The 14,714-nt window shown below is 48.4% G+C and carries 9 protein-coding genes; 8 read left to right on the forward strand and 1 reads right to left on the reverse strand.

Translation table 11 applies throughout. The features are described from left to right. Positions 1-176: 176 nt before the first annotated feature. The 8 genes from CLOSYM_RS15335 (at position 177) to CLOSYM_RS15370 (ending at position 13,224) form a co-directional block, all read left to right on the forward strand. Positions 177-2,108 carry a thiamine pyrophosphate-binding protein gene (locus CLOSYM_RS15335; RefSeq protein ID WP_021642806.1) on the forward strand — a complete coding sequence of 644 codons (1,932 nt, stop codon included), beginning with the start codon at positions 177-179 and terminating at the stop codon, positions 2,106-2,108. Between the two features lie 78 nt (positions 2,109-2,186). Next, positions 2,187-3,119: an NAD-dependent epimerase/dehydratase family protein gene (locus tag CLOSYM_RS15340; protein ID WP_021642807.1), complete on the forward strand. Its 933-nt coding sequence runs from the start codon at positions 2,187-2,189 to the stop codon at positions 3,117-3,119. A 231-nt stretch (positions 3,120-3,350) separates the two neighbouring features. Further along, complete coding sequence (locus tag CLOSYM_RS15345) at positions 3,351-4,379, forward strand: glycosyltransferase family 2 protein (protein WP_044902542.1); 1,029 nt, start codon at positions 3,351-3,353, stop codon at positions 4,377-4,379. Continuing rightward, positions 4,376-6,562, forward strand: a complete 2,187-nt coding sequence (locus CLOSYM_RS15350) for a glycosyltransferase family 2 protein (RefSeq protein ID WP_009296968.1) — start codon at positions 4,376-4,378, stop codon at positions 6,560-6,562. The genes CLOSYM_RS15345 and CLOSYM_RS15350 overlap by 4 nt, the downstream gene beginning before the upstream one ends. Before the next feature lie 62 nt (positions 6,563-6,624). After that, positions 6,625-7,617 (forward strand): glycosyltransferase family 2 protein, encoded by a 993-nt coding sequence (locus tag CLOSYM_RS15355; RefSeq protein WP_021642809.1) that lies wholly within the window; start codon positions 6,625-6,627, stop codon positions 7,615-7,617. An 8-nt stretch (positions 7,618-7,625) separates the two neighbouring features. After that, positions 7,626-9,584, forward strand: coding sequence for an LCP family protein (locus CLOSYM_RS15360; RefSeq protein ID WP_021642810.1), 1,959 nt, complete (start codon positions 7,626-7,628; stop codon positions 9,582-9,584). Between the two features lie 78 nt (positions 9,585-9,662). Next, positions 9,663-11,084, forward strand: coding sequence for an undecaprenyl-phosphate glucose phosphotransferase (locus CLOSYM_RS15365; protein ID WP_003501397.1), 1,422 nt, complete (start codon positions 9,663-9,665; stop codon positions 11,082-11,084). A gap of 97 nt (positions 11,085-11,181) precedes the next feature. Further along, positions 11,182-13,224 carry an LCP family protein gene (locus CLOSYM_RS15370; protein ID WP_021642811.1) on the forward strand — a complete coding sequence of 681 codons (2,043 nt, stop codon included), beginning with the start codon at positions 11,182-11,184 and terminating at the stop codon, positions 13,222-13,224. A 121-nt stretch (positions 13,225-13,345) separates the two neighbouring features. On the opposite strand, the gene CLOSYM_RS15375 is transcribed toward CLOSYM_RS15370, so the two are convergent. Continuing rightward, a complete protein-coding gene (locus CLOSYM_RS15375; protein ID WP_044902539.1) occupies positions 13,346-14,554 on the reverse strand; it encodes a class I SAM-dependent rRNA methyltransferase in 1,209 nt (402 codons plus the stop codon). Positions 14,555-14,714: the final 160 nt, after the last annotated feature.

Here is a 14,714-nt window from a genome sequence, read left to right on the forward strand (position 1 = left end):
ACGCGTCCTCCCAACCTCAGTTAAATCTCCAATTTGTTTTGTACAGCAGGATATGTAAGAAAATCTTATATAGGCAGACAGAAGCGAGTGTGGTATAATATGAAGACTTAATGAGGTATTTTACGAATAAAAATAAAACTTTATAGAGAAGATTTAAAAGAGGAGAAGAAATTATTATGCAAAAAAAAGTTTCCAACTATATTGCGGAAAAACTTTTAGAGAGTGGGATCACGGATGTATTTTTAATCACCGGCGGAGGTGCGATGCATCTGGATGATGCTCTGGGGCATCAGGAGGGACTTCACTGCATGTATAATCACCATGAACAGGCCTGTGCCATGGCGGCGGAGAGTTATGCCAGAATTAATAATAAGATTGCCGCTGTCTGCGTTACCACCGGGCCAGGGGGAATTAACGCTATGACAGGCGTGGCCGGCGGTTACATGGATTCGATTCCGATGTTTGTGATCTCGGGCCAGGTCCGGTATGATACGACGGCAAGAAGCACCGGACTCCATTTGAGGGCCATGGGCGATCAGGAATATGATATTACCAAATCAGTGGCGAATATGACAAAATATTGTGAGATGGTCATCGATCCGATGAGAATCCGCTTCTGTATGGAGAAAGCCCTCTATCTGGCATACAGCGGCCGGCCGGGTCCGGTATGGCTGGATATTCCTCTGAATGTACAGGCGGCTGTAGTGGAGACGGAGGATTTAATCGGCTTTGACGCAGAATCATATAAAGCAGGCGGAACAGGCTGGGCGGCTCCTTCTGCTTCAGAGATTGCGGAGGATATAAAGGGAAATGGAGAATACCGGGAAAATCTTCCGGAACCGGTGACACATGATACGGCCAGGGCTATTATTGAAAAAATCCGTACTTCCAGGCGTCCTGTCATCAATGCAGGCAATGGAATCCGTATCGGAGGGGCCCATGAGGTGTTTATGCGTGTGGTGGAAAAACTGGGAATTCCGGTGGCAACGGGAGCGGACAGTATAGACTGCATTTATGATGAACATCCTCTGTATGTAGGCAAAGGCGGAAATGTCGGGGACAGGGCCGGCAACTTTGCAATTCAGAACAGCGACCTGCTCTTATCTCTGGGCAGCCGTCTGAGCTTCCGCCAGATTGGTTACCGTTTCGACACATGGGCCAGGGCGGCTTATGTAATTGTCAACGATATAGACGCCGAAGAATTAAAGAAACCGACACTGCACGTGGATATGCCGGTTCACGCCGATGTAAAAGAGCTTCTCACGGTGATGGAAGAAATATTGGATGCGGAAGGAACGCCGGAGGGCGCCACCCCGGCTGACGAGGCGTTTCAGAAGGCCCAGGCTGAGTGGGTGCAGACCTGCCAGGGGTGGAAACGCGACTATCCGGTTGTCCTGGAACGCCATCTGGAAGACGGAACAGAGACGGAAGCCAATGTATATGCCTTTGCCAGGCTGATGAGCGAGCGTCTGAATGAAGGGCAGATTGTCGTGGTTGGCAATGGCTCTGCCAATGTAGTCTGCGGCCATGGCAATATCATGAAAAAGGGACAGCGTTTTATCTCAAACTCGGGAATTGCGTCTATGGGATATGGGCTGCCTGCCGCTATCGGGGCCTGTGTGGCGGATCACAGCCAGGATATAGTTCTCGTTACGGGCGATGGCAGCATTCAGATGAATCTTCAGGAATTGCAGACAGTGATTGGCAATTACCTGCCAATTAAGATTTTTGTTATTAACAATGGTGGTTATCACTCTATCCGCCAGACACAGAAGAATTTCTTTGGTGAGCCTTTAGTGGGAATCGGTGTAGACAGCGGTGATTTGACATTTCCGAGCATGGAGAAGCTGGCATGGGCCTATGGTTTTCCATACGTCGCAATCCATAACAATGGCGAGGTTGGAGAAAAGGTGGAGGAGACGCTGGCAATGGACGGCCCGGTTATCTGTGAGGTGTTTGTGACACTTGAACAGAATTTTGAACCGAAATCTGCGGCCAAGAAGCTGCCGGACGGCACTCTGGTATCGCCGCCTCTGGAGGATTTGGCTCCTTTCCTGCCGGATGAGGAGATGGAACAAATTATGTTCATCCCGAGGATCAAGAATTAATTGAACAAACACATAAAAGCGAACCATAGAAACGAGCTATAAAACAAACCATAAAATCATAAAACAAAAGGAAGAGGCATGAATATAGTAGTAACGGGAGCGACCAGCTTTGTCGGAACAGGGGCGGTAAAAGAGCTGCTGGACAGAGGACACTGCGTTTTTGCTGTTCTCAGAGAGAACTCCGCAAAGGCGGACAAACTCTTGCAAAATGGAAAAATACCGGAAAATCTTACAATTTTGGAAGAAGATTTAGGAAATTTGGGTAACCTGGTTAACAGGATGGAAGAACACTGTGATGTGTTTCTCCATATGGGATGGCGCGGAGCCGGAAGCAGTTCCAGAAAAGACGCAGGGATCCAGGAGAGAAGCGTGCAGGACGCCCTGAATGCGGTGAGGACGGCAAAGGCTCTCGGCTGCCGCCGCTTTCTCTTTACCGGCTCCCAGGCGGAATACGGCGTTCATAATACGCTGATGGATGAAACTATAACCTGCCGTCCTGCCTCTCCTTATGGGGAAGCAAAATTAAAGGTCCGGCGGGAGGCTGAAAAGCTGTGCAGGGAACTCTCTCTGGACTATGGACATGCCTGCATTTTCAGCACATATGGGCCGGGAGATCATCCCTGGTCCCTGATTTCCACTTGTATTGATACCTTTTTGCATGGCGGCCATATGGAGCTTTCAGACTGTACGCAGATGTGGAATTTTCTTTATATTGAAGATGCCGGGCGGGCGCTGGCCGGCCTGGCGGAATATGAAGGCAGTCTGCTGGAGCATGGCTGTGTCTACAATCTGGCGGGACCGATGGAAGAGACCCGCTCCCTCCGGGGATTTGTAGAAGAAATTTACAGGCTTTGCGAGAACAGGGGGAGCTTCGAATACGGCCTGAGGCAGCCGAATGCGGAAGGGGTGGTAAATCTTATTCCTGATATCGGAAAGATGAAAAGGGTGACAGGATGGACTCCGGAAATCCATTTTGAGCAGGGAATCCTTAATATTTTAAGAAAATTGTAGGTTGTCAAATACAGCAAAGGCGTTTAGAATAAAGGGAGCGTTCAAAACAGGAAAAAGTTTTATATTAAACGACAAAAAATTGCCGTTTAATAACCCTCCGGGGGAGGTGCACGATTTTTGCAAGGAAGCTTCTGCGTTTACGCGGAAAAAATCGGCACAGGATACGCCATAAGGAAAAGATGTATGACGTTTCCTATAAAACAGGAAAATAGAAAAGAGAGATATTTTCAAATGAAGAAAATCAGCATTTTAATACCCTGTTACAACGAAGAAGAAAATGTCGGCCCTATCAGCGAAGAGATTGTAAAAACCATGCAACGGGATCTGCCGGGCTATGATTATGAGCTGGTATTTATTGATAATGATTCATCTGATAATACGCGGCCGATTCTTCGCAGGCTCTGCAGTGAAAACCGCCGCATCAAGGCTATCTTCAATGCAAAGAATTTCGGCCAGTTTAATTCCCCCTATTATGGAATGCTCCAGGTAACCGGAGACTGCGTGATCAGTATGGTAGCGGATTTTCAGGATCCGGTGGAACTGATTCCACAGTATGTCAGAGAATGGGAGAACGGCTATAAAATTGTAATCGGAATTAAAAAAGGCAGCAAAGAGAATCCGGTCATGTACTGGCTTAGAAGCTGTTATTATAAAATGATAAAGAGGCTGTCCGATGTTGAGCAGATAGAACATTTTACCGGCTCCGGACTCTATGACAGGGACTTTATCGAGATACTCCGCGGACTGGACGATCCGACCCCGTTCTTACGTGGCATTGTGGCGGAACTGGGATATAAGCGAAAAGAGATTCCTTATATCCAGCCGGAGAGAAGAGCCGGGAAGACGCACAACAACTTTTATAAATTATACGATGCCGCCATGCTGAGCATTACCTCTTACACGAAAGTGGGACTGCGCCTGGCGACAATTTTCGGCAGTATCTGTGCAGCCGTCAGCATGGTGGTAGCATTTGTTTATCTTATTATGAAATTATTATACTGGTATGATTTTCCGGCAGGAATGGCCCCGGTTCTCATCGGCATGTGCTTCCTGGGGTCTGTACAAATTTTTTTCATCGGTCTTGTAGGAGAGTATATTCTGTCTATTAATTCAAGAGTGATGAAGCGGCCGCTTGTGATTGAGGAAGAGAGGCTGAACTTTGAGGAGAATCATCATCCGGAGAGTAATCCACAGGACAGAGGCAAAACTCCGTGTAATGCGGACGTGGAAGCCGGCCGGGAACAGCAGGTGCAGGGATGAAATTTAATGTAGATGTAGTGAGGATACGTGAGAATTCAATACAGCTCAACGGCTGGGCCATTGGAAAGACGCCGGATGCGAAGATTGCGTTTGATGTGGAGGACGAGGCCCGCCATTCTCTGGAACACAAGTATGTCCCGACCAGAAGGGACGATGTGAGCCAGATCTATTTTGGCAGAGTGATGGATCGGGAATTTGGATTTGATATTCAGTTCCCTTACGTCCGGGGAAAAGACTATTATCTGGTAATCCGTGGTGAAAACAGGCGGATCCGGGTTAAATATAATGAGGATTTAATAAAGAAAAGAAGCAGCGTGGCCCATAAACGGATACAGAAGATCCGGGATCTGATGAATATGGAGACGGTTCACGTCTGTCTTGATTTCTGGAAAGAGAATGGGTTAAAGGCCCTTCTGCTCAAATCAAAACACAAGCTTCAGGGGATTGACAATGATTACGACTATGGCGAGTGGTATTCCCTGACAAAGCCTTCAAATGAGGAACTGGAGCGGCAGAGGCAGGAGCGGTTTGACTACATGCCGAAATTTTCCATTGTCATACCGGTTTACAAGACGCCGGAACGCTATCTGAAAGAGATGCTTGATTCAATTCTGGCACAGACCTACGCAAAATGGGAGGTCTGCGTTGCGGACGGAAGTCCGAGAGGCGAGAGCGTGGAGCGTGTACTCCGGCGCTATGCGGAAAAAGACAGGCGCTTTAAATATGTGATTCTGGGAGAGAATAAGGGGATTTCCGGTAATACGAATGCCGCAATCGATATGGCGGACGGGGATTTTATCGTCCTGGCGGACCATGACGATATGATGACACCGGATGCTTTATATGAATGTGCAAAGAAGATTAATGAAAATCCGGAATGCGATGTTCTCTATTCAGATGAAGATAAGCTGGACATGGACGGGGGGGCGCTCTTCGATCCCCATTTCAAACCAGACTTTAATATTGATCTGCTCCGCAGCGTCAATTATATCTGCCATCTGTTTGTGGTGAGCCATGAGCTTGCGGCAGAGGTCGGCGGATTTTGCCATGAATTTGACGGAGCGCAGGATTATGACTTTATCTTCCGCTGTACGGAACGGGCAGCAAAAATCTGCCATATCCCCAAGGTTTTATATCATTGGCGATGCCATCAGGATTCCACGGCCAGCAATCCCGAAAGCAAGCTGTATGCGTTTGAGGCAGGAGCCAGGGCGATTATGGCCCATTATGACAGAGTAGGGATTGAGGCGGAAAAAGTGGAAAAGGGAGTCGATTACGGAATATACCATTCGGTATACCGGATTAAGGACAATCCCCTTGTTTCCGTTATTATTCCAAATAAGGATCACCATATGGATCTGGACACCTGTATCCGGGGCATAGAGGAACGCGCAACCTATAAGAACCTGGAATTCATCGTGGTGGAAAATAACAGCACGAAGAAAGAAACCTTTGATTATTATGACAGGATACAGAAGGAATTTTCCAATGTACGCGTTGTGAACTGGGAGCGGGAGTTTAATTATGCCGCTATCAATAATTACGGCGTGACCTTTGCAAAGGGAAAATATCTGCTGTTTTTAAATAACGACACGGAGCTGATTGCGCCGAACTTCATCGAGGAACTGCTGGGCTTATGCCAGCGCGATGATGTGGGGATTGCCGGTGCAAAACTTCTTTATCAGGATGATACGATCCAGCACGCAGGAGTTGTCGTGGGATTCGGCGGAATCGCAGGGCACACGTTTATCGGCCTGCACCGTGCGGAGAACAGCTATTTCCACCGTGCGATGAGCACTCAGGACTACAGTGCCGTGACGGCTGCCTGTATGATGAGTAAAAAGGCCCTTTTTGAAGAGGTGGGCGGTTTTTCGGAAGAACTGGCCGTCGCTTTTAATGATATCGATTATTGCATGAAGGTGCAAAAAGCCGGAAAATTAGTTGTATATAATCCATATGCCCTTCTGTATCATTATGAATCCAAGTCCAGGGGACTGGAGGACACTCCGGAAAAGGTGGAGCGTTTTAACAGGGAGATTAAGATTTTTTCGGAAAAATGGCCGGAGATTTTAAAGAACGGCGATCCGTATTACAATCCAAACCTGACTCTCAGAAAGTCGAATTTTGCCCTGAGGGATTTAAAAAAGGAAAAGATAGGGGAACCATACAAACTGGATATTTAAAGAGCTGCTGTTCACGGAACGCGGTTTGCCGGCTGTGAACAGTGGTTTTAAAGGAAACGAGAATGGAATTAACTACAACTGTTATTATTCCCAATTACAACGGAATGAAGTTTATGGACGAATGTATCCGGGCGCTGAATGCCCAGACCTATAAGAACTTCAGGATTCTGGCAGTAGATAACGGCTCCTCCGACGGAAGTGCGGAGTGGCTCAGGGAGCATCAGATTGATACGATTTTTCTGGATAAAAATACAGGATTTTCAGGAGCGGTCAACATTGGCATCCGGGCATCGGAAACACCTTATGTGCTTTTGCTGAACAATGATACCAGGGTGGACGAATATTTTGTTGCGGAGATGGTGAGAGCCATTGAACGCTCTGAAAAGATTTTCTCCGTCAGCAGCAAAATGATACAGATGTATCATCCGGAGCTGATGGATGATGCCGGGGATATGTATTCACTTCTCGGCTGGGCCTTCCAGCGCGGCGTGGGCCAGGATATCAGGCGCTACAAAAAAGCGTGCAGGGTGTTTTCTTCCTGTGCGGGCGCCGCTATCTACAGGAGGGATATATTTGAGCAAATTGGATATTTCGACGAGATGCACTTTGCTTATCTGGAGGATATTGATGTTGGGTACCGGGCCAGGATAGAGGGATATGACAATGTATACTGTCCGGCGGCTGTCGTGTATCATGTGGGCAGCGGAACCAGCGGATCCAAATATAATTCTTTTAAAGTTAAACTGGCTGCACGGAATAATGTTTACCTGAACTATAAAAATATGCCGTTTTTGCAGCTTTTTATTAATGCGGTTCCGATCGCGGCAGGCACAGTTTTAAAGTATCTGTTTTTCAGAAAACTGGGGTATGAAAAAGACTATCTGGAAGGCCTGAAAGAAGGTCTGAAGACGGCGCACACCTGTAAAAAGGTGAAGTACAGGCCGGAAAACTTAATGCATTATCTCACAATTGAGATGGAGCTGATTGCCGGCACTTTTATCTATATGTATGAGTTTGCCGTCAGAAGACGAAAGAAAAAAACAAGCGAAAGTTGAGGTGTCTTATGAATTACGAGGACGATGAGCTGGAGCGCATGAGGGCCCGCAGAGAGCAGAGACGGAATGCGTCGCAGAGCGGCTCCGGGCGCGGCACGGATACGCGCCGGAGCGCAGATGGGGGCGGTGACGCTTTCCGTTCCGGGTACAGCGGACCCAAGGGAAGCACCAGAGGGAGTTCAAGCAGGGGAGGTTCTGCAAGAGAAACTGCCGGAAAAGGGCGCAGGGAGCAGAAAGTAAATAACAGGAGAAGAAGGCCGGACAAGAAAAAGCGGATTATGATCATCGCCGCGGAGATCCTGATTCTTCTGGTGATTGTTGTGGGCGCCGCCGGATGGTATGTATATGAGAGAACCTTTGGCTCATTTCAGAAAATTGAGTTTAACGAAGAAGAGGTTAAAAACCCGGAGCTTACCGATGCCCAGATAGAAGGAATGAAGGGCTATATGACAATTGCCTGTTTCGGTGTGGATTCCAGAAACGTCGGCGGGAAGATGAATGTCGGCAAGGGTACGAACTCAGACGTTAACATGATTTGCAGCGTCAACCTGGAAACAGGGGAAATCCGTCTCGTTTCCGTATTCAGAGACACTTATCTGAATGTAAATGATAAAAACTCTTATAATAAGATTAACTATGCTTATGCGCAGGGCGGACCGGAGCAGGCCGTTAAGGCGCTGAATAAGAATCTGGGACTCAATATCACCCAGTATGCGACATTTAACTGGAAGGCGGTGGCGGATGCCATCAACCTTTTGGGAGGCATCGATATTACCATCAGCGAAAACGAATTTTCCTGGATTAATGCGTATATCACCGAGACGGTTGAGGAGACGGGAATTTACTCCACGCATCTGAAAAAAGCCGGTGATGTACATTTAGACGGTGTACAGGCGGTTGCTTACGGACGTCTGAGACTGGGAGATACGGACTATGCCCGTACGGAACGCCAGCGTATTGTTCTTAACAAGGCATTTGAAAAAGCAAAATCGGCCGACTGGGTTACGCTGAACTGTATTCTTGAGACGGTAGTTCCACAGGTGGCGACAAACCTTGACCTGCCGGATTTGATTCCGCTTGCAAGGAATATCAAGAATTACCATATGGGTGATACATACGGTTTCCCGGCTGCCAGAGGAGAGCTTGATATTGGCAAAATAGGAGACTGTGTGGTGCCGCAGACGCTTGAATACAACGTGAAAGAACTCCATAAATTCCTTTTCGATGCGCAGGATTATCAGGTGCCATCTAATGTTAAGCAGTACAGTGAGCATATAGCCAGTGTATCCGGCATGTATAAAGAAGGAAAACTGATTAGTCATGTTCCTGTCGATCAGGGTATTAATGCCCGCAACTATATTAACAGGCAGGTTAAGAAACAGGCGGATAAAGTGGCGGCGACGGCGAAGCAGACGGAAGAGGAGACGGAAGAGTCCTCGACGGATGAGACAGAGGAGTCCTCGACGGATGAAAGCCAGACGGCAGACAGCAGCGAATCCGGTACAGGAGACGGCTGGGATGACTGGGACGGCTGGGACGACTGGGGTGACTGGGACGATGAAGAAAATTACGGCCCGGGAAGTAACGGTCCGGGAAGCGGACCAGGATCCTCCACGAGACCGAGCAGGCCGGGAAGCAATTCCGACAGGACAACGGAAGCCGACGAAAATAATGCGACGGGACCGGCTGCGACCGGACCAGGCAATTCTAACGTGGCCAAACCGGGCGAGACCAAGCCAAACAACAGCAGCAAACCGACATCGGAGAGTACGTCGGCATCAGGAAACGTTTCCCCGCCAGGGAATAACTCTCCGTCAGGGAATAACTCTCCGTCAGGAAATAACTCTCCATCAGGAACAAATTCTCCTTCTGGCGGAAATTCCCCATTGGGAAATAATACGGCTCCCAGCCAGACGCAGGGTGCGAACCCGGCAGGCGCAGGCGGCCCTTCAGGCCCGGGAGCTTAAGAAAAACGGCGGTGAAAAGTTCGGAATGAAACCTTTTCACCGCCTTGATGAATAACAGCAGGAGCTGGGTGAGATACTATGATAAAAGATAATCAGAAACGTCTGAATAATTTTCATGTGGTGCTGGATGCAATTGTAATATTACTTTCCTATGCTCTGGCCTGGTATATTCAGATTGGAAATCCATGGTCAGGCGTCACGGCTCATAATAAGCAGGCTATGGCGGCAGTTTACCTGATTGCAGCTGTCATTATTGTGCCGCTTTACCTGATCCTCTATGCTTTTTTCCACCTGTATACGCCAAAGCGTGTTCAGGGGCGCAGACTGGAACTGGCGAATATTTTAAAGGCCAATACAATTGGTTTACTGAGTATTGCTCTGGTTCTGTTTGCGTGCAGAAAGAATGATTATTTCGGTAACTTTTCCGGCCAGATGCTGGTGCTTTTCTTTGTAATCAATGTAATTGCCGAATTTTCGGTCAGGAGCATTCTGCGCAGGGCGCTCCGTTCCATGCGTTCCAAAGGGTACAACCAGAAACATCTTCTTTTGGTTGGTTACAGCCGGGCGGCGGAAGGTTTTATCGATCGTGTCAATGCCAATCCGGAATGGGGATATAAGGTCAGGGGAATTCTTGACGACCATGAAGAGTGGGGAAAAGAATATAAGAATATCCGTGTCATCGGGAAAACAACGGACCTGGATGAAATTCTGGCGCTCAATACCCTTGACGAAATAGCCATTACGCTGAGTATTAACGAGTATGGCGATTTGGAACGGATTGTGGCTGTCTGTGAGAAATCGGGCGTCCATACAAAGTTTATTCCCGATTACCATAATTTTATACCGACAAAGCCGTTTATGGAGGATCTTCAGGGACTCCCTGTAATTCATATCCGGCATGTCCCGCTGACCAGCCTCATGAACGCAACGATGAAACGGGGCGTGGACATATTCGGCGCGGTTGTGGCCCTTGTACTGTTTTCCCCGTTTATGCTGCTTACCGTAATCGGTATCAAGGTGACTTCGCCGGGGCCGGTTATATTCAGCCAGGAGCGGGTCGGGCTTCACAACAAGCCATTTAAGATGTATAAATTCCGCTCGATGGCAGTTCAGCCTCCGACGAAGGAAAAGAGCCAGTGGACAACGCCGGGAGATCCCAGAGTTACCTCGATTGGCCGTTTTATCCGGAAAACGAGTATAGACGAGATGCCGCAGCTGTTTAATGTGCTGAAGGGGGATATGAGCCTGGTAGGTCCCAGACCGGAACGCCCCTTTTTCGTCGAGAAGTTCAAAGAGGAAATTCCGCGTTATATGATCAAACATCAGGTTAGGCCGGGAATGACGGGCTGGGCCCAGGTAAACGGATACAGGGGAGATACCTCGATTACCAGAAGAATAGAACACGATCTTTATTACATCGAAAACTGGACGCTGGGTTTTGATTTTAAAATTTTATTTCTGACATTCTTTAAAGGATTTATCAATAAGAATGCGTATTAATATTTACAGCTTAGCCGTCTAGCCAGGCCGGGTAGTGACTGCCGGCGTTACTATATAACGGCGCGAAACGGTAATTATACAAGATGAGGTCAACTGCATGGGATATGATGATGAGGCAGAGCGCTCCCGAAACAGAAGGAGCCGGGCCAGACAGCCTGTCAAACGGATGGGAGACAGAGAAATTGAACAGAGAAGATACCGGGAGCCAGGGCATTCACAGCCCGGGCTTAACCTGATCACAGACACATTCAGAGAGGATGGCGGCCGCAGACAGAATTATGACAGGCCTGGACCGGAGAAAGAGAGCAGGAGGCAGAAGCGCGGAAGAAAAGAACCGCAGCAGGAGAAGCAGAAAAGCAGACGCAGAGGAGAGCCGGAGAAGGACAGTGGAATTTACAGTACCCCTGCCAGAAAAAAGGCAAAAAGAAGAAAAAGAAAGGTTGTAATTATTCTTTTTGAAGTACTGATTCTTTTAAGCGTTATCATTTTTGCGGCATATTCTTACGTGGACAAGCGGTTGAGCGGTATGTCAAGGCTCGACTGGAATCCGGATGAGATTAAAAACATAGAAATTTCCGAGGAGAAACAGGAGCAGATGAAGGGCTATTGGACAATCGCCGTTTTTGGTGTGGACAGCCGGAATTCATCAGTGGGTAAAGGGAACAACTCCGATGTCAACATGGTATGCAATATTAACATGGACACCGGCGAGATTAAGCTGGTTTCTGTTTACCGTGACACATACCTGAATATCAGCGATAAGAACTCTTATAATAAAATTAATGCCGCCTATCTGCAGGGCGGGCCGGAGCAGGCAGTGAAGGCGCTGAATAAGAATCTGGATCTGGATATTGACGATTACGCCACCTTCAACTGGAAGGCGGTAGCCGATGCCATCAACATTCTGGGCGGTATTGATGTGGAAATAAGCAAAGCAGAGCTTTATTATATCAATGCATTTATCACGGAGACGGTCAAGGCAACGGGAGTCTACTCCGTCCATTTAAAGAAAACGGGAATGAACCATTTAGACGGCGTCCAGGCAGTGGCATACGGAAGACTTCGTCTGATGGATACGGATTATGCCCGTACGGAACGCCAAAGGAAGGTTATCTCACTGGCGTTTGAGAAGTTCAAGAAGGCCGACTGGGCAACGATCAATAATGTGATACAGACGATATACCCTCAGGTATCCACCAGCGTGGAGCTAAGTGATTTGATATCAATCGGAAGAACGCTTCCGAAATTCCATCTGAGTGATTCGACCGGTTTTCCAAGCGCGAGAGGCGAGGCGAAGATGGGAAAGAAGGGAGACTGCGTTATCCCACAGACACTTGAGAAGAATGTGATAGAGCTTCACAGGTTCCTGTTTGGAGATGAAAATTATATACCGACGGATACGGTAAAGACGATCAGCAGAAAGATTATTTCCGACACAGGCCTTGCGAAGGAAGCGAAACCGGCCGGGGATGTTGGTACGGGCGGAGGTTCGGTTCCAAAGACTACAGAGGCGGAGGAAACGAAAGAAACAAAGGAGAACGGCACCGGTCACTCCGGGGAATCGATGGAAAATGAGCATGGCAGTTTGGGAACAGGTGAATCCCAGTCTGCGGAATATCCGGGTGAATCTGTGCAGCAGGAGACGGATTCCCAGGGAAATATGATATTCCCGACCAGAGAGAGCGAGAGCGGATCCGGCAGGCCGTCGGAGGAAGAGACGGGAGGCAGTATTGTAAGACCGGGTACGACGGAGAGCAGCCGTCCGGGAACCGAGGATACAAACGGATATAATCCGGGCACCGGTTCCGGGGGAAACGGCGGAAATAACAACAGTAATGTCCCGGGCGGCACAAATGCGCCGGGGAACAATAATAATATGCCGGGCGGCGGTAATTCCCCGGGAGGAAATAACAGCGGTACACCAGGAGGAAATAACAGCAGCCGGCCGGGAGGCAGTAACAATAATGCGCCTGGGGGGAGCAGCAATAATACTCCGGGCGGTTCCAGCTCCCAGAACCAGGCACCGGGCAGCAACACGGATACGGGCGTAATTCTTCCTCCGGGTACCGGAACCGGAGGGAACAGCGGAAACAGCAATGCTCCCGGAACCGTAGAGTTCTCCGGCCCTATGGGCTATTAAAACGCACGGCAGAACGATGACCTGCATGCTACGCGCACAGGTCATTGTCTTCAATAACAAAAAAGCAGCACCGGTGCAGATCGGGTTCTCTGACAGAATCCCGCCGCACCGGCGCTGTTTTTTATTTCTCTTTGCATACCTGGAATATGTAGAATTTCAGGTAATAGGACGATTCGTCACCGGACCAGAGAATCGGATGATCGGCAGCCTGTGTTCTGTACTCTACCTGGCGGAGGCGTTTGTGAACGCTGCCGGCTGCTTCACGGATGGTCCTGGTAAAAAGCTCCGGAGTCATAAAGTGAGAGCAGGAACAGGTGGCAAGAAAGCCGCCGTCCTTAACAAGTTTCAGCCCTCTCATGTTGATTTCCCGATATCCCTTTACCGCATTCTTCACAGAATTTCTGGATTTTGTAAATGCGGGCGGATCCAGAATGACAACGTCGAATTTTTCCCCGTTATGTTCCAATGAGGGAAGAAGTTCAAATACATCGGCACAGAGGAATGAGGTGGTGCCTGATACGCCGTTTAACTCAGCATTCTGTCTTGCCTGAGTGATTCCGAGTTCCGAGGCATCTACGCCAAGCACCTCGGACGCGCCGGAAACAGCGGCGTTTAAGGCAAAAGAGCCGGTGTGGGTAAAGCAGTCGAGAACGCGTTTTCCTTTGCAGAGCTTCTGGATGGCCAGCCTGTTATATTTCTGGTCCAGGAAAAATCCCGTCTTCTGGCCGTCTTTTACATCCACAAGGTAGCGTACTCCATTCTCGACGATTTCCACGCGGGTATCAAAGGGCTCTCCAATAAATCCCTTATACCGTTCCATTCCCTCCTGCAGGCGGACCTTGGCGTCACTGCGTTCATAGACTCCGCGGATGGATATGGCGTCCTCCAGCAGAACCTTTTTCAATTTTTCCAGAATGACCGGTTTCCATCGGTCGATACCAAGAGCCAGTGATTCCACAACCAGAATATCGGAAAATTTATCAATCACAATACCGGGAAGAAAATCTGCTTCGCCGAAGATAAGTCTGCAGCTCGAAGTATCCACGGTGGCTTTCCTGTATTCCCAGGCATTTCTGACACGCATCTCAATAAAATTTTCATCAATCACCGCATCTTTTTTACGGGACATCATACGTACTGTCAGTTTAGACCTTGTATTAATGAAACCGCTTCCCAGGACATAACCGTCAAAGTCCAGTACTTTTACCATATCACCGTTCTCAAACTCCCCTTCAATCCGAGCGATTTCATTGTCATAAATCCACATACCTCCCGCTTTCAGGGAACGGGCCTCCCCTTTCTTTATATGTACAATTGCCGTTTCTTTCATATTGAATATCCTTCTTTCTTTTTCTGCTTTACGGTTCTTTATTCTCATATCATGCGGCCGTATAAGGCCGACCGGACTGCAACTCAAGTATACAGGAGCAGGATCCGGGTGGCAAGCAGAAAATAAAGATTTAATTAAGCAGGTGAGGACGCCGCCGGTA

It is taken from the genome of [Clostridium] symbiosum ATCC 14940, from assembly GCF_000466485.1.
GTDB classification, from domain to species: Bacteria; Bacillota; Clostridia; order Lachnospirales; family Lachnospiraceae; genus Otoolea; species Otoolea symbiosa.